The 19,916-nt window shown below is 42.2% G+C and carries 17 protein-coding genes; 3 read left to right on the forward strand and 14 right to left on the reverse strand.

The window, feature by feature from the left end:
• Window positions 1–160 precede the first annotated feature (160 nt).
• From hemN to ATH1_RS0112180, 13 genes are all read right to left on the reverse strand, one after another.
• Window positions 161–1,531, reverse strand: a complete 1,371-nt coding sequence (gene hemN / locus ATH1_RS0112105) for an oxygen-independent coproporphyrinogen III oxidase (protein ID WP_010422127.1) — start codon at window positions 1,529–1,531, stop codon at window positions 161–163.
• A 126-nt stretch (window positions 1,532–1,657) separates the two neighbouring features.
• Window positions 1,658–2,020 (reverse strand): hypothetical protein, encoded by a 363-nt coding sequence (locus ATH1_RS0112110; RefSeq protein WP_010422130.1) that lies wholly within the window; start codon window positions 2,018–2,020, stop codon window positions 1,658–1,660.
• Between the two features lie 863 nt (window positions 2,021–2,883).
• Complete coding sequence (locus tag ATH1_RS0112130) at window positions 2,884–3,228, reverse strand: phenylpyruvate tautomerase MIF-related protein (protein ID WP_010422135.1); 345 nt, start codon at window positions 3,226–3,228, stop codon at window positions 2,884–2,886.
• 23 nt (window positions 3,229–3,251) lie between these two features.
• Window positions 3,252–4,229 carry a mevalonate kinase family protein gene (locus ATH1_RS0112135; protein WP_010422138.1) on the reverse strand — a complete coding sequence of 326 codons (978 nt, stop codon included), beginning with the start codon at window positions 4,227–4,229 and terminating at the stop codon, window positions 3,252–3,254.
• Between the two features lie 18 nt (window positions 4,230–4,247).
• Window positions 4,248–4,685 (reverse strand): diphosphomevalonate/mevalonate 3,5-bisphosphate decarboxylase family protein, encoded by a 438-nt coding sequence (locus ATH1_RS22265; RefSeq protein WP_245531783.1) that lies wholly within the window; start codon window positions 4,683–4,685, stop codon window positions 4,248–4,250.
• Window positions 4,682–5,296 carry a GHMP family kinase ATP-binding protein gene (locus ATH1_RS22270; RefSeq protein WP_245531784.1) on the reverse strand — a complete coding sequence of 205 codons (615 nt, stop codon included), beginning with the start codon at window positions 5,294–5,296 and terminating at the stop codon, window positions 4,682–4,684. Before ATH1_RS22270 ends, ATH1_RS22265 begins: the two co-directional genes overlap by 4 nt.
• A complete protein-coding gene (locus ATH1_RS0112145) occupies window positions 5,283–6,215 on the reverse strand; it encodes a GYDIA family GHMP kinase (RefSeq protein ID WP_010422139.1) in 933 nt (310 codons plus the stop codon). Before ATH1_RS0112145 ends, ATH1_RS22270 begins: the two co-directional genes overlap by 14 nt.
• Window positions 6,205–7,527, reverse strand: a complete 1,323-nt coding sequence (locus ATH1_RS0112150) for a hydroxymethylglutaryl-CoA reductase (RefSeq protein WP_010422142.1) — start codon at window positions 7,525–7,527, stop codon at window positions 6,205–6,207. Before ATH1_RS0112150 ends, ATH1_RS0112145 begins: the two co-directional genes overlap by 11 nt.
• Before the next feature lie 20 nt (window positions 7,528–7,547).
• On the reverse strand, window positions 7,548–8,552 hold the full coding sequence (locus tag ATH1_RS0112155; protein WP_010422144.1) for a beta/alpha barrel domain-containing protein: 1,005 nt from the start codon (window positions 8,550–8,552) through the stop codon (window positions 7,548–7,550).
• Window positions 8,553–8,688: 136 nt separating this feature from the next.
• Window positions 8,689–9,834, reverse strand: coding sequence for an acyl-CoA dehydrogenase family protein (locus ATH1_RS0112160; protein ID WP_010422147.1), 1,146 nt, complete (start codon window positions 9,832–9,834; stop codon window positions 8,689–8,691).
• A gap of 280 nt (window positions 9,835–10,114) precedes the next feature.
• Window positions 10,115–12,133 (reverse strand): acetyl/propionyl/methylcrotonyl-CoA carboxylase subunit alpha, encoded by a 2,019-nt coding sequence (locus ATH1_RS0112170; RefSeq protein WP_010422151.1) that lies wholly within the window; start codon window positions 12,131–12,133, stop codon window positions 10,115–10,117.
• Window positions 12,134–12,831: 698 nt separating this feature from the next.
• Window positions 12,832–13,617, reverse strand: a complete 786-nt coding sequence (locus tag ATH1_RS0112175) for an enoyl-CoA hydratase-related protein (RefSeq protein ID WP_010422154.1) — start codon at window positions 13,615–13,617, stop codon at window positions 12,832–12,834.
• A gap of 246 nt (window positions 13,618–13,863) precedes the next feature.
• Window positions 13,864–15,471 (reverse strand): carboxyl transferase domain-containing protein, encoded by a 1,608-nt coding sequence (locus ATH1_RS0112180; RefSeq protein WP_010422157.1) that lies wholly within the window; start codon window positions 15,469–15,471, stop codon window positions 13,864–13,866.
• Between the two features lie 213 nt (window positions 15,472–15,684).
• On the opposite strand from ATH1_RS0112180, the gene ATH1_RS0112185 reads away from it, so the two are divergent.
• From ATH1_RS0112185 to ATH1_RS0112195, 3 genes are all read left to right on the forward strand, one after another.
• The gene (locus ATH1_RS0112185; RefSeq protein WP_245531785.1) at window positions 15,685–16,656 is read left to right on the forward strand and encodes an N-acetylmuramoyl-L-alanine amidase-like domain-containing protein; all 972 of its coding nucleotides are present in this window, start codon (window positions 15,685–15,687) and stop codon (window positions 16,654–16,656) included.
• A gap of 124 nt (window positions 16,657–16,780) precedes the next feature.
• Window positions 16,781–17,779: an NAD(P)-dependent oxidoreductase gene (locus tag ATH1_RS0112190; RefSeq protein WP_010422163.1), complete on the forward strand. Its 999-nt coding sequence runs from the start codon at window positions 16,781–16,783 to the stop codon at window positions 17,777–17,779.
• A gap of 43 nt (window positions 17,780–17,822) precedes the next feature.
• Window positions 17,823–18,233: a secondary thiamine-phosphate synthase enzyme YjbQ gene (locus ATH1_RS0112195; RefSeq protein ID WP_010422166.1), complete on the forward strand. Its 411-nt coding sequence runs from the start codon at window positions 17,823–17,825 to the stop codon at window positions 18,231–18,233.
• A 148-nt stretch (window positions 18,234–18,381) separates the two neighbouring features.
• Here ATH1_RS0112195 and ATH1_RS0112200 read toward each other — a convergent pair whose 3' ends face one another.
• A complete protein-coding gene (locus ATH1_RS0112200) occupies window positions 18,382–19,482 on the reverse strand; it encodes a glycosyltransferase (RefSeq protein WP_010422169.1) in 1,101 nt (366 codons plus the stop codon).
• Window positions 19,483–19,916: the final 434 nt, after the last annotated feature.

The raw sequence follows: 19,916 nt of genomic DNA on the forward strand, positions 1-19,916 counted from the left end.
ATTTAAAATGCCTTGATTTTGACAAAAATATGCTTTTTATACTGCACTCGTATGCTTTTTTTACCACACTCATGTATTTTTAATTGCAACGGATTATTGTACCCATCTACCCATCTACCCATCTAAAAATCTAAAAATCTAATATCTAACCATCTATAGATTATATTGTTTTCGAGAACTGTTTCTTTGCTGTTTTCAGTTTTGGGTCAAACAAAGCGGCTATATTTCTTATCAGGAACCGGCCTTTTTCAGTAACGGTTATTTCTTCGCTGTTGAAAGTCACCAATCCGTCCTCTGTCAGCGGTAATAGTTGATTTGGGTTAAAATGGGTGACTGATTTAAGCTCATCTTCTGATTTATGGATACGTTCAGCCACTTCTTTCCAGTTAAGACGGTTGTTACACATGATTTCGTTGATGATTTCGCGTACTGCGATATCGGTATTGTCGGTCAGATAGCCTTTTTGAGTAGCTGGTTTTCCTTTTTTAACGGCCTCCATGTATTCAGGGATATTTTTTGTGTTCTGGGCATAAGCATTATGCAACTGACTGATAGCCGACATGCCAAAAGCATAAACCTGGCCGGTTGTTTCGCGGGTACAATATCCCTGAAAGTTTCGATGCAGAGTCTTGTTTTTAAGGGCAATACTGAGCTGATCCTGTGGCAATGCAAAATGGTCCATTCCAATGGGAATATATCCGGCTTTTACCATTTCTTCACGTCCTCTCAGAAACATCGCTATTTTTTCTTCGGGGCCTGGGATACCGTTTTTTTCCAGCGTCTTCTGGTGACTTTTAACCCAGGGTACATGTGCATAAGAGAAGGTGACAATCCGGTCGGGTTGCACCTCAATGGCCTGGCGAATGGTATCAGAAAAAGAATCGGGTGTCTGATAGGGTAAACCGTAGATAAAATCGAGATTTACTGACGCGCCTCCGTTATGCAGTTGTTCAATAATTTCCTGTACAGGCAATGCCGACGGTTCCCGGTTTACGGCAATCAATATTTTTTCATCAAAATCCTGAATACCAAGGCTAATCCTGTTAAAGCCCATTTTCAACAATTGTTGGATGTAGTTTTTGGTAAGATAGGCAGGGTTACATTCCATAGCTATTTCCGAACCATCACCTGTGTTGAAATTGTGATAGATGGTATTCATGATCTTTTCTACCTGATCAATGCTGAGTGCATTAGGCGTGCCGCCTCCCCAGTGTATCTGCGTAACCGGACGTGATGTGTCAATGTGGGCGGCAATGAGCTCAATCTCCTTTATCAAAGCGTCGATATATTCGTCGTACAATTCGTTGTTTCTGGATATATGCGTTGTGCATCCGCAATAGAAGCACAGCCTGGGGCAAAAAGGAATGTGAAGATAAAGCGAAATAGCCTGGGGTTCTTCGTCGTTCGATTCTTCAACGGCTCTGATATAATCTTTTGGGGTAAAATCTTCATGAAAAAAAGTAGCCGGCGGATAGCTGGTGTATCTTGGTAACGGCAGATTATATTTGTCCAGTAGTTTTTGATCAATCATCTTTCTACAACTTTCTTAAACCTAAGTTTTTGCAAGTATGCGGCATAGCCTGGCTGCCGCTTGCTTGCAAGAATTTGGGTAATAATAAAAACAGAGGCCTGGTATTTTCTTCTTTGCTTGAAAAAACTAAACGCTAAAAAACGGGGGAGGCCGGTTAAGAATAAGTCCGGTTAAAAAAGAAGGATGGAATGAGGTGTCACAAATATTTCTGATTTTTCCTGTAGAATGATGCTGGAATAAGAACGTAAGGAAATATCCTTTGATGGCTAAAGTTTGAGATAATTTTTTTGAATAATGATTACACCAATGGCAGTCATTAGGGCTATCCTGAAGTTGAGATGGGGCGCTGACAAGAATATTTACATTGTCCGAAGCAGCATCTCCGTCGGATGTACCTTTCTCCGGAAGCCAATATATCCATCCTGCAATGTAAAACAGAATGATCAGAATATACGGAAAATTTGTTGACAACAACCCCAAATGAAACATAAACAGGTTTTTTCAGAATCGTTCAAAGTTAATAAAATTACAGGAAATGAAACGAACAATAGTTAAAATTTATATGCGGACTTTATGAGTCCCTGGGCAATACTTTTATTCGTGTCTGTCCATAAAATACCATTTACTGTGTTATGCTTGTCCAAAAATAACTCAACCCGAAATAGCTTTTTTCCGGCCATTGTGCAAGGCCGTGAAACGGGCACTTCAGTTCAGCTTTTCCAATACCGCATGGAAAAGGAAGATGTGAAGGTATTGCAAGTTCAATACCACCTTATAAATGAGCCCGGTCTAAAAAGCATCTTTGTTGCCAAACTCATTGTTGTTTAAAATTTTTGCATCCTTATTAACAACAAGTTAACTCCGGTACAAAAAATTAAAACGCCTGGATTTTGACAAAAATATGCTTTTTATACGGTACACATAAATTAATTTTTTCGGTGATAAATTTGCCCCTTTTGGATTAGCGACACCCGCCGGCCCGGAAAGCGGACCATATCTTTTTGGTTCTTTTTGGGGCAATGTCAAAAAAAACAATGAGTCCAGTATAAAAAGCCTTCAAACTGCTGATTTTTACCATTTTTACCCCTGACCCCTAAAGGGGAACTGCTAAAAATCAGCAGTTTGAAAAAGTCCCCTTTAGGGGATTTAGGGGTCAAAAGGCTTTTTAGACTGCACTCAACAATAGAAAATAAGTTTGAAACAGGCTGCTGACTTTTTCAGCAGCCTCTAATTAGTTAAACTCGTTCAAAAGAACCTGCTTTATTCAAGAATTTTCTATTACGATACTCAACTATCGGCAGAATACAATGGAATTATACGCTGTGAATGCTTTATTGGTAAACAAACCGCTATCAGAATGTTCCTTTGTTCCACCCCCAGAAACTTCTCGGGGCATCTGCAAACTCAATATAGATGCGCGAGGGGTCAATTCCCAGCTCTTTCTCAACGATTGAGGGGATTTCTTTGGCCAGTTGTGCAGCCTGTTCGTTCGTGAGCCCGATGCTTTTTATTTCCAGGTAAGCCAGGTCTTCATCTGTTCCACCAAACGTCATAGGCGTTGGCTGGTCAAACTGAGTCATTACAAATTTTTCGGGTTTCTGCAGTATTTCTGCCACCTTTTTCGAGGCATTCTTCAAAAAGGAGGTTTGAGCAGTGATATCAGTTGCTTTGTTGGTGTTAATTTTTAAGTAAGGCATAATCAACAAGTTTTAATGAACTATTATTTTTTTAAATCCTGATATACAGGGATAATTTCCATCCCTTTACTTTCAAATATGTCGCGTGTTTTGATATAATTTCGGGTGAACCCCAAAACAAATCCGCCGCCACCCGATCCACATAGTTTCAGATAGTAATCATCAGAGTTTAAACCATCGTCCCACAATTGACGAACAGTTGAAGGCACCATTTGTTGAAGGAATTCTTTCTGTATGGCTGATAATTCTTTCAGGCTATTGTAAAATTTTTCTTTCTGATTTCCTATCAGATTGTTGATACAGGTATTGTTGAGCGGTGTTAATGTGTTTTCCACAAAATTATAAAAAACTTTATCGTGGTGATACCTGTGCATGAAATTTTGCACCAAAGGAGCTGTTCTGCCGGGTTTTCCGCTGTTCATCAGGAATATGGCGTCGGAATGCTGCTGGTTGTACTGGGGCAGGCCAACCGGTTCAATATGGTCGAGGTCCCTCAGCAGCAAAGGGTGCTTCATATAGCAGATGAGAGGATCAATGCCCGAGCTGGTTCCGTGAAACCATGATTCCAGCTGAGCCAGTTGTTCCTTCAGAGTTCTTATTTCCCGCGGCGACCATTCAGTTTTGTTTTTTACGGGATTGGAAACGTATTTCCGGAAAAATGCAGCAACGAGTGCACCACTGCTTCCTAATCCGTAGCCTTCGGGAATAGTCGACTCAAAGTAAAGACCGTCATCGAGGTCTTCTTTCAACCTGTCGGTATTGAAATCGCTTAGCAATTCTCCACTGTTGGCCAGAGATTGCAGGTAATACCAGAATTCGTAAAGATGTTGATTGCTGCGCTGTGCAAAGGCCAAATCAGTATAACTGTCGCGATTTGGGAATGCCAGTTGCCCGTTGAAATGGGAATACGGAATGGTTAGTCCCATGGAACCTTTTATGATGGTGTATTCCCCGAACAGCATGATTTTTGAGTAAAATATGTCGCCGGCTTCTTTTTGCATAATTAATTTCTGTTTTCTTTATCTGTTTGTATCAATAATTTTTTCTGGTCCGCTTCCTATCCGATCGCGGATGATACGGCCATCTTCACAAAATGTTTGTAATTGTTTCTGTTCCCATGCAATAATTTCTTCTTCAATGTGATGTGGATACAGCAAGTGGATGTTTGGACCTGCATCCAGTGAAAAAGTGACAGGCAAACCGGTAGCATCCCGGAAGTCACTTATTTCTCTGATTATTCTCAGCGAGTTGGGGTGCAAAAGGGTATATGAAGGCATGCTGCTCATCATCAAGCCATGGAGTGAAAGCGCTTCGTTTTCTGTAACTTCAATAAAATCATCCATATTACCTTCTTTGAGAGTGCGAATAAGTTTCAGTGTGTTTTCACGAGCCTGGATAATCCGGCCTTCGCGATACGGATGATCATTCATCATTGCATGTCCGGCTGAACTGCTCACTTTTTTGATTGCCCCGACACGATAAGAACATCGTCGTGCAGGGTTTTAAACAGGGGATGAATCTCATCCGGCAAGGGAATGGCATAATGGTCGGAACTTTCCGGTATTTCAGGTATTCTTCCCCATATACTCCAACCTCCGTAAACTGAGCGGGCAGCACTGCCTGAGCCCATTCTGGCCAATGACGAAACTTCGCGGATATTCAAGTAGTGGCGGTCGCTTACCTGCTGCTGAAGATCGGCAAGGCATAGTGCCAGGGCACTCATGGCACTGGCCGATGAAGCAATTCCCGAACTATGTGGAAAAGTATTGGTGCTGAAAATATTGATATGATAATTTTCTATTAAGGGAATTCTTGCACGAACATGATCAAGAAATTTTTGAATTTTGGGACGAAATCCGGGTTCTTCCCGGTTGTCAAGACAGAATGTAAACCCACTGCCTTCTTTTGGTGCAAGGGATACAGTTGTTTTTGTACAAGCCCGGGACAATGAAAAGCTCACCGAAGGGTTAACGGGTTCCTGAAAATCCTTTTTCCCCCAGTATTTTACAATTGCCAGGTTTGAAGGACTTTTCCATGTTGTCTGGTGTATGGGTTTATCTTCCTGCATATTGTTTGTCTAATTTTACGTCCCGAAGCCTAAACAATGTTTTAAACCCTTTTGTTTGAAAGTATTCTTTTGTATCGTCTTCCGGCCAGGGCGACAGCACAAGAAAAAAGTCACCGCCCCAGGCTCCGAGCGACTTTACAGCTCCGGGAAAATCGGGGAAAAGCCTTTTTTTCAGGGGGACTAATCCCGTGATGCTACTGATGATGCCCTCATGCTCAGCCATCAGGTTCATAAATTTTTCCTCTGATGTTTCGTTACTCATTCTCAGTGAGATATCGGAAATTTTTTCAATTTCCTTTTCTGCATTTTTTAATCCGTCGAGATGATGTCTGACGGCCATGGTCGAATTTTGCTTCCGGTTAAGGTAACCAATCCAGAGGTTGTCAATGAAAGGAGGATCAAAGGCCGCAACATTTACTTCGGGTTTTCCCGATTGGGTCAGTCTGTAAAAAACCGGGCCATCTGCGGTTGCACAGGCAATATCGTAACCGGAACCACCAAATGTTTCGGACAGAAGGAGGTAAGGATTGATATCAAGCCATTCGGAAAGATTGGAGATAAGCGTCGAACTGCTACCCCAGCCCCAGTCGGGCGAAAATTCGAGATGTGTGATAATCTCTTTTCCAGACAAAACATCCCGCCTGCCTTTTAATTGAGCCGCTTTATTGAGTATGTCTTTTAAAGATGTGGCCAGCTGCCGGTTTGTTGTTTCCTTAACAGTCAAGTCAGGATTGAAAAGTGCAGAAAACCAGCTTCCCTCAGGGTGAGTAGCTTTCCATGCAAGTACTTTGCCGGGAATCTGATTCACGATCATGGATTGCCCTTTTTTTAGTGGTACAGCAAGTCCGCGTGCGCCATGAAGGATTAGGTATTCACCTGACAGCAATAACTTACCATTTGAGTGAAACTTATTGTTCATTGCGTTGTTTTCGAAAATTTTCGAGGAATTCTTCGACAGCTCTTGCCGAAACGTTCCGGGTTTTAAAATAATTCGCTGCTGCCTCTTTTTCTATAGCTGAAGCGCCCTGCGAATTTAGCAAATTAATGAGGTGCAGCTTCATGTGACCCTTTTGTATCCCTGTTGTCACCAGGGATGCTACCGCTGAAAAGTTATTGGCCAGTCCGGCTGATGCTGCAATGCTCATCAGTTCCGTGGCAGAAGGATTGCCAAGCATTTCGATGGCGAGGCCGGCCAGAGGATGAAGCCGGGTCAACCCACCCACAGTACCCAATGCCAGGGGGATGGTTAGTTCCATCTTAAATATGCCTTTTTCAGAAATTTCACACTTCGAGAGTGACCGGTATTGTCCGTCTTTTGCAGCCCATGCATGCCCTGCGGCTTCAGCAGCCCTGAAGTCATTTCCCGTAGCAATAATCACTGCATCCGTCCCGTTGAATATTCCTTTGTTGTGAGTGACAGCTCTTGAAGTATCCATCCAGGCAATATCCATAGCTGTTTTAAAACGATGGGCGAAAAATTCCGGCGACAACTCCGGGGCAAAGGGTTTAAGTGCTGAAACCGGGCACTCAACCTGTGCGGTAACGATACACTCTGTTGTGTAATTGGAGAGAATGGCCATGACGATTTCAATATCGCCGTATTGTTTGAAATCTTCCTGTGTTCTGAAGAATTCCTGCAGGGGTGCCTTCATCCCCTCCAGACATGAGTTGATGAAGTTAGCCCCCATACTGTCTACTGTTTCAAAATATACTTCCAGTTGAAATATGGTTTGCATTTCTTCAAGGGGAAGGATTTTCATTCCTCTGATGCCTCCGCCACGCTTTTCCATATTGGCGGTGATGGACGAAACGGCCTCTGTTAATTTGTTTTCTAATGTTTTTGGAAAAGTGTCGAAAGAAATTTTCGGACCGTTCCATTTAAACCAGATGTGTCCTTTTTTGAGGCTATCGATGATTTTTGTCTTAAAGCCACCGTTTGCAGCCCAGAATGATGCAGCACGACTGGCGGCTGCTACTACCGAACTTTCTTCGACCACCATAGGTACGACATACATTTTATCATCAATCAGGAAATTTGGGGCAACGCCAAAAGGCAGGAAGTAATTGGAGAGGGTGTTTTCCGAGAAATCATCGAACAAGTCCTGCTGCCCGGAGTGACGATACCTGGCCAGGCGATCGGGGAAATCATCCGGTAACTCGTAAGTTTCCTGCAATTTTTTAATTTTTTCTTCCCGCGTTAGTTTTGAGAATCCTTTTATTATCCTGCTCATTTGTTAACAGATTGTTTGTGTTAATGGTTTGGGTTCTCTTTTGGCACAAGGTATTGCATGGCCACGCCTAATCCATTTTTCAGCTGTTCAACAAATTCTTTTAATGTGTTGTAATCGTATCTGGCATGCTCTAAAAAAGCTGATGCCATTCCGAAAACTGATTTTACCTTACTGATACGGGTCAGGTAATAACCGTCAATTACATTGCTTATTCCTCCCGATATGATTACTTGCCGGCATTTAAGAGGATATTTTTCAGATATTTTGTTTACAAATTCGGTCATTTCGGATGCGGTATGCCCGATATTCCCGAAGCTTGCAAAATAGGAGGATCGTTTATCCTTTCTTCTGCTGAGTTCGAGTTTTGTAAAATTGGTTCCTCCCAATGCCCCAAATTCAATGGCTTCGATGGGAAGTTTCATCAGTTGCCTGAGACTTTCGGGGCCCATGCCTTGTCCTACCTCTTTGACGATAACCCGCAGACCGGTGTTTTGGATAAAAGCCATAATTGTTTCGACTGGGGGTACATTTATCGAATCTCCTTCGGGCTGAAATGCCTCCTGAAGTGGGTTTACATGAATAATAAGACCATCGGCATCCAGTTTACGGGTCAGTTGTTCAGCTTTTTCTTCTTCTTTCTTAGCCACCAACTTTTCAATTTGTGCAATACCGAGATTAGCATAGAGGGGGACTTCATTACCCATGTATTTTCTGATGTCAAAATCGGCCAGATATTCATCACTTTCGAGCAATGCCCGGCAGGAGCCGAGTCCCATACCCATACCAAATTCACCACAAGCTTGTGCAAGATTACGATTAATGGTTCCGGCCTCTTGCGTACCTCCAGTCATGCTGCTTACCCAGATTGGAAGTTTCATTTCTTTTCCGGCGAAGCTGAATGGTTCAAATTCTCCCTTGTGATGAGCTGCCAATAAAGGTTCATAATAAAATCTGGTATCGGCTTCGTTTTTATCGGTACGAGCATCCAACGCAAAATTTATATGGTCTTTTTTACGGTCACTCATGATTTAGATTATTTAGTATCTGTCCATAAAAGTACCCTTTGCTGTGTTACACTTGCCGTCAAAATGCTCGTTTCATAATAAAAACTTTGCGTCATAGCGTCTCTTCGTTTGGGGTTTTTTAACTGACAGACATGCACTATTTGATTCCAAGGTGCCTGGCTATTACAAGCCGGAGTATTTCCGAAGTCCCCTCACCGATTTGCAGTATACGTTGGTCGCGGTAAAAGCGCTCAACGGGGTTGTCTTTAAACAATCCTGATCCGCCAAATATTTGAACAGCTTCATCGGCTATTTCGCGTGCAATTTCGGATGTATACAGTTTTGCAATGGCTGCTTCCCTGGCAAAAGGTTTCCCCTGGTCCTTGAGAAGGCATCCTTTATACAACGTATTACGAGCCAATTCTATTTTCATATCCATGTCGGCAAGTTTAAAACCGATGCTCTGAAATCTTGATATTGGTTGGCCGAACTGATGGCGATTTTGTGCATATTCAAGAGCCAGTTCAAAGGCTCCCTGTGCCAGGCCCAGTCCCATGGCAGCAATAGACAACCGGCCTGCATCCAGTGTCTTTAGCATATAACGGGCTCCCTGGCCTTCTTTACCCAACAGATTGGCGTAGGGAACATGGCAATTTTTTAATGTGATTCGTCCGGTGTCAGAAGCCCGCCACATCATTTTCCCGGTCATGCGTTCGGAGTGAAAACCGGGACTATCTTTTTCTACAAGTATGGTTGTCAGTTTTTCTTTGCCGTTTTCATCGGTTGTCATTACCTGAAGGGTGACGCCCAGCGTCAGTTCGTTGGCCGAATTTGTAATGTAACGTTTGCTTCCGTTGATTACCCACTCATCATTTTCGCGGACAGCCCTGGTTTTTGTCCCACGGGCATCCGAGCCTGCGGTTTCCTCAGTCAGACCAAATGCCCAAAGGTAGTCACCAGAGGTGAGTTTTGGCAGTAGTTTGTTTTTCTGCTCTTCAGTTCCATATTCAAAGACAGGGGATATGCCAAGGCTGTTGTGCGCCGCCACCGTTGCTGCCTGAGAACCATCTACTCTGGACAATTCTTCGATGGCGATAATATAGGATAGTGTATCCAATCCCTGTCCACCGTACTCTTTCGGCAATGTTATTCCGAAAAGGCCCGCTTTTCCCATTTTCTTTGTCAGTTCCGGCGAAAAGCGTTCTAAGCGGTCCAGCCTTTCTGCTTCGGGTTTGATTACAGATTCCGCGAATTCTCTGATTGTTTGGCGGTAATTTTCGTGTTTTTCTGATGTCAGTATCATGTTTATGGATTATTAGATTTTTGAACAATGAGTTTTGGTATAACAGGTATTTTTCTTGCCAAACTCGTTGTTGTTTTAAATTTTTGCATCCTCATTAACAACAAGTTAACTCCGGTACAAAAAATTAAACGCCTTGATTTTGATAAAAATATGCTTTTTATAACGCACTCAACAATATAAACAAGAGCCTGTTCCGGCTTTTGAGTTTAAGGGGAATAGCTCAGAAATATATAAGATTTATGCTTTTATTACTGCCTGGCAACCTTGTTTTTTTGTTTGGTCATGTGGTCTTTGTCTCTATCTCTTTTGTTAACTCTTCAATGTCGGTTAATATCTGACCGGCTTTCACCTGATCACCTTCCTTTATCCGCCATGTTTTAACAGTACCATCAGTAGGTGCATTCAGGATGTTTTCCATTTTCATGGCTTCAATAACAACCAAAGGCGTGTTTTTGGCAACTTTTTCTCCTTCCGGAATAAATATCCTGGATATTCTGCCAGGGATCGGTGCTTTTATCTCATTGGAATTTTCGCTGTTTGTTTGTTTGAACTTTAAATTCGGGTTCAAATAAAATCCGGGGGTCAGGCGGTAAGTGTGGCCGTCGGTTTCAAGGAGCAATTCGCCGGTATGGGTCACATTCCATGCCATCTGAAACCAATTGCGTTGAAAAAGGAACCGCATGGAATTTTGTGAAAAATGGATGTGTCTGATGGCATCCATCGGGTTCCCGTTGAGTGTCCACTCAATATAATCAAGATGTTCTCGTGAAGCAATTCCAACCAGGTATTTTTCACCGCCTGCAGTTACTTCGTAGTTATCACCCCATCGTTTATGCCCGAGCTTTGTCCAGATGCTGTTGGACTTACTATTTCTGTAATATTTAAGCCATACCGAGTAAGCAGCGAGCAGTAATTTTGTTTTTTCACTGCCGTTGGGATGGATGGCTTCAATAAGCTGGTTTTTATGGGTGGAGGTAAAATGAGTGGTTGTATCTCCATTGATGAAAGCATCCGTCTTTATCAATTCTCTCAAATAGGGCAGATTGGTAGGAATACCGATAACAGATGTGTTTTTGAGGCTCTTTAATAATTGTTGAATAGCCGCTTCACGTGTGAGGCCCCAGGTCGTTATTTTTGCCAGCATCGGATCAAACCAGGGTTGTATTTCGGTAGTGGAAGCAAAAAAAGTGTCGGTACGTGCCATTTTTGAATCCGGCCAGTGAACCAGATTTATTTCTCCCGGAGAAGGCTTGAAATCAGCAAGAGCATCCTCTGCATAAATTCTTGCTTCAATGGCATGACCGCGGGTCTTTACTTCTTCCTGGCTGAAAGCAAGCGGAAATCCCATAGCTACTTTAATTTGTTCTTCTACCAGATCGATGCCGGTGATAAACTCCGTTACAGGGTGTTCTACCTGAAGTCGTGTGTTCATCTCCAGAAAATAATGTTTCCCGTGCGTGTCAACCAAAAACTCAACAGTTCCGGCATTGTAGTAACCAATTTTCCGACTAAGTTTTAAGGCATCGGTTACCAGTTTTTCACGAAGCGTCTCATCGACAAAAGAAGAGGGGGATTCTTCAATGATTTTTTGATAACGCCGCTGTATGGAACATTCTCTTTCATAAAGGTGTACAATTTTGCCCGATTGGTCACCAAGAATTTGTACCTCAATGTGACGTGGATTTTCGATGTATTCTTCCACGAAGATTGTTGGATTGCCAAAATAACTTTGGGCTTCTCTTGTTGCATCGTCAAGCAAAATTTTTAATTCATTGGTGTTACGGGCTATTTTCATGGCTTTACCGCCACCTCCGGCAGCTGCTTTGATGAGCAGCGGAAACTTCAAAGATTCATGATTTTTCAGAATTTCATTTTTCCCGCCCGATAGTGCCCTGGTCATAGAAATCCCGGCCTCAGAAGCAATAGTGCGGGCAGTGAGTTTGTCACCCATAGCGGCGATTGCTTCCGGTGCAGGGCCAATCCATATAAGGCCTGATTTTTCGACAAGTCTGGCAAAGTCAGCGTTTTCGGATAAGAATCCATATCCCGGATGGATGGCATCGGCCTCGTATTTTTTGGCCAGATCAACCATCAATTTTGCGTTCAGGTATGTTTCATTAAGCAGGGAACTTTCAAGAATATGAACTTCATCAGCCGCATCGGCCGGTAGTGTATCTTTCTCTTCTTTGGTCAGCGGTATAATTGTTGATATGCCCAGACGCGAAGCGGTACGTATGATGCGGCAGGCAATTTCTCCGCGGTTGGCAATAAGAATCTTGTTGATATTTCGATTACTCATTTTATTAGTACGTTATCTCTAATCTTGTTGTATTTTTTGACAAAATATTTATAAAAATGGCTGCGCCATTTGTTGTTTGGATCACCGAATTTGCGCGAATTAACGCGAATTTAGTAGCATCTTTGATGCGACAGTCATTTTCGTGTCATTGACAACATCATAATTGATTTTTTAAGGTGTTCTCGAACTCTTTCCAGTCGTTTCATCCGTATAAAATTTATTTATTAAGGTTGGATGGAACTCGCATGCAAGAACTTATACATATTCTTATTGTGGCAAACTTTGTCATGCTCGTTTCGTTGACGACAAAAAAATAATTGCGTAGCAATTAGCTAATCCGACAAATTATGACTTAAGCTTTTTAGTTATTTTTGGCTCTGGCTTGTACAGATTAGAATAAAATCAGTCTAAGTTATTTTGATACAATTGTCCGTTAAACTTTTGCAATATGCTGCTGATCAGTTATTTGTGATTGAAGGGTTTTGTTTGATAAAGTCCGGTATATCAAATCTTCTACAAAATTTATTGCTTCTGTCTTCTGCCTACTGTCTTCTGCCTACTGCCTAAACCCTACTGCCTACTCCCTACTGCCTACTGCCTACTGCCTATTGCCTACTGCCTACTGCCTACTCCCTACTGCCTACTGCCTACTGCCTACTCCCTACTCCCTATTGCCTATTGCCTACTGCCTATTGCCTTTACTTATTCCACGCCGGTTTACGACGTTCAAAAAATGCATTAACACCTTCTTGTCCTTCTTTTGATGCTCTTGCTCCGGCTATTTTTGTCGAACAATAGGTAAGCAAATCTTCGTCAATTGGAACAATTTTACTGTGGATTCTGTTCAGCAGGATTTTAGTTTCTTTGGTAGCTTCCGGGCTGTTTTGAGCCATGCTGTTGGCAATTTCTCTGGTTTTTGGAATTATCTGGTCCTGTGAAAAAAGATGTTGTACCAAATTGTTGCTCATGGCTTCTTTACCGGAAAATTTTGTTGCGGTAAGAAAAGCCCATCTGGCAAAGGCTGTCCCGGTTTTATTTATGACCCAGGGTGCTACTGTTGCGGGGATGAGTCCGAGACGAGTCTCTGAAAAGGCAAAAGTGGCATCGGGAGTGGTGATGGCAATATCAGAACAGGCCATTAGTCCGATAGCTCCTCCATAGGCACCTCCCTCAACACAGGAAATAACTGGTTTTGGATAGTGATACAGTGAACGGTAAAGGCGATTGAACATTTCGGCTTCTTTCATATTTTTTTCTTCCGGTTGATTGGCTGCTTCTTTCATCCATTGGAGGTCAGCCCCGGATGAGAAAAACCTGTCTTTACCCTGGATTACCAAAATCCTGAATTGAGAATTATTGGCTGTCTTTTCGAGAAACTCAGTCAGTTGGCCAATCATTTCTTTATCGAGCGCATTTTTCTTTTCGGGCCGGTTTAGTTCCAGGTAACATACATCCTGAGCATATTTTTTAGTAAGATAAACCATGATTGTTGGAGTGTTTGTTGGTTGGTGTTATGTTTGTTGTTATTGTTGTTATGGTGGTTAGGTTGTTTGATGATTCACAATAGTCAATTAAAATTTTTACAAACTACTAAAATTCAATTGGTTATATTTAACTGGTTGTTTTTATAAAATGCAGATTTTCAATTAAATATGATCATCTTATAGCATAAATCTAAAAATCTACCGATCTATTGAATCCATTGGCATAATAGTAGTTGAGTTTTATGATTACATTCTGAATATTCCGTATTTGGGTTTTTGTATTGGAGCGTTCCTGGCAGTTTCAATGGCAAGTGCGAGAATGTCCCTGGTTTCCACGGGGTCAATTATGCCGTCATCCCACAGTCTGCTGGTACTGTACCAGGGCGAACCTTCTTTTTCGTATTTTCCGGAGATTTGTTGTTCAATGATATCAAGCTCCTCGTTGGAGACTTCTTTTCCTTTCGCGGCTGCCTGCTCTTTTTTCAGGGTTATAAGTACCTGGGCTGCTTGTTGAGCGCCCATTACCGAAATGCGTGCATTGGGCCACATGAACAGAAACCGTGGATTATATGCCCGACCTCCCATAGCATAATTTCCGGCACCGTATGATCCTCCGATGATTACTGTGAAAAAGGGTACAACCGAATTGGCCAGGGCATGTACCATTTTTGCTCCGTTTTTGGCTATGCCGCCTTGCTCATATTCTTTTCCTACCATGAATCCGGTAATATTCTGTAGAAAGATCATCGGAATGTTCCGGTGGTTACATAATTCTATGAAATGTGTTCCCTTTAGTGCAGATTCTGAGAAAAGAATTCCATTGTTGGCAAGAATGCCCACTTTGTTGTTGTGTATTCGGGCAAAACCTGTAACCAGAGAATTTCCGTAATCTTGCTTAAACTCCTGAAACTTGCTGCCATCAGTAATTCGCATAATAATTTCCCGCACATCAGGGAATGAATCCCGACCGGTCGGGATTAACCCATACAACTCGTCGGCCGGATATATTGGCGGCTCTTCAGGTCTGTCATTATTTTCATTTTTCTGGCCGGATGAAAGCGTTTCAAAAATATTTCTGCATATCAGGAGGGCATGTTCATCGTTTTCAGCTATGTGATCGGCAACCCCGCTAATGCTTGTGTGAACAACAGCGCCACCCAGTTCTTCGGCTGTTACTTCTTCACCTGTAGCTGCTTTAACCAAGGGAGGACCGGCCAGAAATATGGTTCCCTGATTTCTTACGATGATGGTTTCATCGCTCATAGCCGGGATGTAGGCGCCACCGGCAGTGCAGGAACCCATGACAATTGATATTTGTGGAATGCCTTCTGCCGAAAGTCGGGCCTGGTTGTAGAAAATCCGTCCAAAATCATCTTTGTCGGGAAAGACTTCGGCCTGAACAGGTAAAAATATACCACCTGAATCGACCAGATAAACGCATGGTAGATGGTTTTCCTGTGCGATATCCTGAGCTCTAAGGTGTTTTTTTATGGTCTCCGCAATGTAGGTTCCGCCCTTAACGGTGGCATCGTTGGCGACAATCACGACTTCTTTGTCATGTATTCTTCCGATGCCTGTTACGATCCCGGCTGAAGGGAATTCATCGTTATATTGATCCCATGCTGCAAGAGGGGATAGCTCCAAAAAGGGGGTATGCGGATCCAGAAGTTTTTCGATTCTCTGACGGACGAGCAATTTTCCTCTTGAAAGGTGTTTTGCTCTCAATTTTTCCGGTCCGCCGCGAGCTACTCGTTCAATGTTGTCGGACAACTTTTTTGCGAGAGATTTATTGAACTGATAATTCTTTTCAAACCGGTCATTTTGTGAATGAATGGTGCTTTTCAGAGTATCCATATTTTTTGTTTGTTCAATTGTTCAGGCAATAAAACAACTTCTGAATATACGAATTTGTTCGTTAGGAATGGCGTATTCATTGCTATTCTTTTATCAATGAGTCCGTTTCTGAAAGCACACTTATCAGTTCATGCGAAATCCGGATAAAAACAACCAGTTACCGGATAAAAATTTTTATTGCGGCTTTTGACAGTTTCTTTTACTTTTGCTTCTATGAGAAAAACGATGTTTTACACGGGACTAATGATAATGCTTTTATCATGCCACTTTGCAGAAGGTAGCAAGGAAACGAATACTTCCACTCAGGAAGATGTGCAGGAAGAAAAACCTTTATTGCATATATCGCAAACTGATACTGCCATCTTTTACAACTTTATGCATTGGGCTTCTTCAAACCAGTTAGCTACGCAACCACTTCCTGAAGTTATTGTCGGTGTTGCAAGGTATTTTCTTGGCAAACCTTATGTCGCCCATACCCTGGATACCGAAGGCGAAGAGCGGCTTGTTGTAAACTTACGTGAATTTGATTGTACCACTTTTGTAGAAAATGTTTTAGCGCTTTCGTATTGTTTGAAATCCGGGGCGTATGAAATGGATCAATTCATATTTTATTTAAAGCAACTCAGATACCGGGATGGTGAAATAGACGGATATCCCTCACGACTCCATTATATTTCAGAGTGGCTGGGAGATAATGAAGAAAAAGGTTTGATAGATATTGTCAGCAACCGTCTTGGGCAAAGCAGTACCGGCGAAAAGATAAATTTCATGTCTGAACATGTCGAAAGTTATCCGAAGCTGAGGGATAATGTTGAATTTATCAGAGAAATTTCCGAAATTGAGCATCATATTTCGTCGTATGATCTAAAATACATCGATGAGGAGCAAATTGAGAATTTTACCGATTCAATACAAGATGGGGATGTTCTTGCATTTTGCACTACGATTGAGGGGTTGGATGTTGTTCATTTAGGTCTTGCATTGCATGACAAAAACAAACTTTACTTCATACATGCTTCCACCCGGGGTAACAAAGTGAAAATATCAGAGACAGATTTAGGCGAATATGTCAGAAACCGCGAAAATGTGTATGGCATTTTCGTTGGCCGGCCTAAGCAGGTAAACGGGTCTGTTGACATGCCTATCAGCAATCCGAAACTTTCAATGTTGTCAGTATCGACGTAGCAGTTAGTAAGGCCAACTGGAATCCTGTCATTTTCAGCGGAGTTATTGCCGCGATCGGATTACTGATGTTGATCTTTTCTAAAAAGAGATAAACTGGCTTCTAAAATACTTAGTGATTAAGACCATGCGAAAAAAAGTATTGATTTCCCATAAGATTCCTGATAAGCCTTTAAAAAAGCTTGAAGAAGATTTTGAATTGATTTGGCCGGATTCGGTGGCGTTTTCCAGAGAAGAAATGTTAGCAATCATTCCTTCCTGCGATGTAGTGATTGGCGTTTTTGGAAATCCTCTGGATACAGAGCTGATCAAGGCCGGGGTACGGTTAAAGCTAATTGCCAATTATGGGGCAGGCGTGGATAATATTGATGTTGAGACAGCAACCAAAGCCGGCATTGTTGTAACCAACACACCTGATGCAGTAACGGAACCTACAGCCGAGTTGGCGATGGGGCTTATTGTGGATGTCGCCAGGCGGATATCGGAGTTTGATCGTGCTTTACGTAAAAAATTGATTGATGACTGGGGTGTTCTAAGTAACTGGGGAACTTCACTCAACGGGAAAACGCTTGGTATTATTGGGATGGGAGCTATCGGGAAAGCTTTGGCGCGTCGTGCCCTGGCATTTGGAATGAAAATAATTTATCACAACAGAAACAAGTCAGACCCTGCTGTGGAAGAGCGTTTCGAAGCTAAATATACCGATTTGGAGAATTTATTGCGAAATTCAGATTTTGTGTCACTCAATGTCCCTTTGACATCCGAGACAAAAGGCATGATCTCTTCATCCGAGCTTAAGCTGATGAAACCCGATGCATTCCTTATCAATACTTCCAGGGGAGCGGTTGTCCGGCAGGATGCTTTGATTGAAGCGCTCGCGAAGAGAGAAATAGCCGGTGCCGCGTTGGATGTTTTTGACAATGAACCCGAGGTGCCCGACGCATTGCTGAAAATGCCTAATGTGGTGGTTGTACCTCATATAGGCAGTGCAACAACAGAAGCACGAAACGAGATGAGCCGGCATCTTGCCGAAATTATTACAGATTTTTTTCAGGGAATGAAAGGATTGCCTGTTGTCAACCCTGAGGTTTGGGGCAGCAAGAATTTGAGAATCTCAAAGATTTAGCGTATCTAATAACATATAACATAACCTTACGATATATAGACAGATGGTAGAACAAGTAAATGTTACTTTGCCTGAATTGGGACGCGGGTTTCATTTGATAACCAGTTATATAGCTTCTGAGTTGCCACGCCTTCCCGAAAAAGGAATGGTTAATATTTTTTTGCAGCATACTTCGGCAGCTCTTACTCTTAATGAAAATGCCGATCCTTCGGTAAGGGACGATTTTGAAACCGTTTTTAATAAGTTGGTGCGGGAGAATGATCCTGATTACACACATACGTTGGAAGGGTCTGATGATATGCCGGCGCACGCGAAGAGCTCTCTGCTTGGGGCCTCGGTAACTATTCCGGTGAGCAATCATCGGCTTGCCCTGGGAATGTGGCAGGGCATATATCTTTGCGAATTCAGAAATTATGGTGGGCCGCGCCGGCTTGTTATTACTGTTTATTCCTGATTTATTGAGCTCACTCACAACTAACAGCCCCTAACAATCTAACAATCTAACAATCTAATAATCTAATAATCTAATAATCTAATAATCTAATAATCTATGATGGCCCATCTTTGCCATGCTCGTTTCTATTTTATACGCTGCGAAAAAGTTATTTTATCAGGTTTTTCACATCTTCCAATTGTTTTGCCTCGTTGTTCCAGGTAAATATTTTAGCCGCGCGGGGGATTGTTTGTTGCCATTTTTTGCGTAATTGCTGATTTTCGCATGCTTCTTTTATGGCATTGGCCACATTGCGGGGTTCCAGATTGTCGATTACAAGACCGGTTTCATTGTTTCTTACGATTTCGGCCATGTCAGGGAAATTGCTGGTTAATACCGGAATACCGGCCTGCAGATAATCAAAAAGCCGGTTGGGCAACGAAAACAGATGATTAAGTCCAAGGTTTTCGTAGGTGCATATACCTACCAGTGCACCCTTCTGGTATTTATGCAATTCTTCGAATGGAAGGGGGCCTGTAAAAATCACACGGTCTTCCAGGTCTAATTGTTTTGTAAGTTCCTTTAATTCATCGGCACAATCACCAGTTCCCACAACAACAAACCGGTATTCTTCTGATAAAAATTGGAGAGACTCAATGGTTTGTGCAATCCCTCTTCCTACATTCAATGCGCCCTGGTAAAGGATGATTTTAGGATCTCCACTGAGTGGTGGTATTGGTGCTAAATTATTTTCTAACGGCAGATTACGTAAAAGTCTGAAGTTGATGTTATATCTTTTTTTATAAAGCTCAACAAGCCCCGGAGAGACCGTGAAATATTTGTCGCAACCGGGAAGAAATATCTTTTCCAGAAGTTGCCAGGCTTTTTTTACAATTTTATTGTGCTGTATTTCAGGTAATTCTGAGAAGAAATCGTGTCCGTCAAATATTATCGGCTTCCTTTTAAGCAGAGCTGCTGTTTTTGCAGCTGGTAAAGTGTCCATGTCCACTGCCCATATCAAATCAAATTTGTTAAACAGAAGGAATATAAAGGTCTGAATATTTAAAAAGAGATAAAACAACGGACCTTTGTTAAAGAGAATGTTCAGAAGAATAGTACGTCCGGGTCTGTTTTCCGGAGGTTTTATCGCCGGGTAATTCCTTCCCGATCGCCACACTTCAAGTCCTGCTTTTTCAAGACTCAGAGTTATTTTGTTCACCCTTTGATCGAAAAGGAGGTTGTTGGAGGTTGTAATTATTACTCTTTGCAAAACACTATTTTTGGCCAAATATAATTACAATAACCCGTTAAAAAAAGTTTAAAAGCAGAGCTGTCCCGGGCTTAAGTCACAATTACCGGCAGGAAGAGATCAACAAGTAAAGCAGGCTGAGGTTGAGGTTGAGGTTGAGGTTGAGGTTGAGGTTGAGGTTGAGACTTATAGAGGGTTAGATTCTTCACTTCGTTTAGGATGACAGAACGCTGCTTTGTCATTCTGAGGAGGTACGATGAAGAATCTTTCATCCGTATAAAATTGGTCTAAGTTATTGGAATGATGCAATTTATCATGCTTTAATTGATCTTGGATTCTTCGCTCCGCTCAGAATGACAAACAGCTAAGGTTAAGGTTAAGGTTGAGGTTGAGGTTGAGATTGAAGTTAAGATTGAGATTGAAGTTAAGGTTGAGAGTTCACCACAGTTGACGCA

Origin of the sequence: Anaerophaga thermohalophila DSM 12881 (genome assembly GCF_000191885.1) — a bacterium.
In the GTDB taxonomy this organism is placed as follows: Bacteria; Bacteroidota; Bacteroidia; order Bacteroidales; family Marinilabiliaceae; genus Anaerophaga; species Anaerophaga thermohalophila.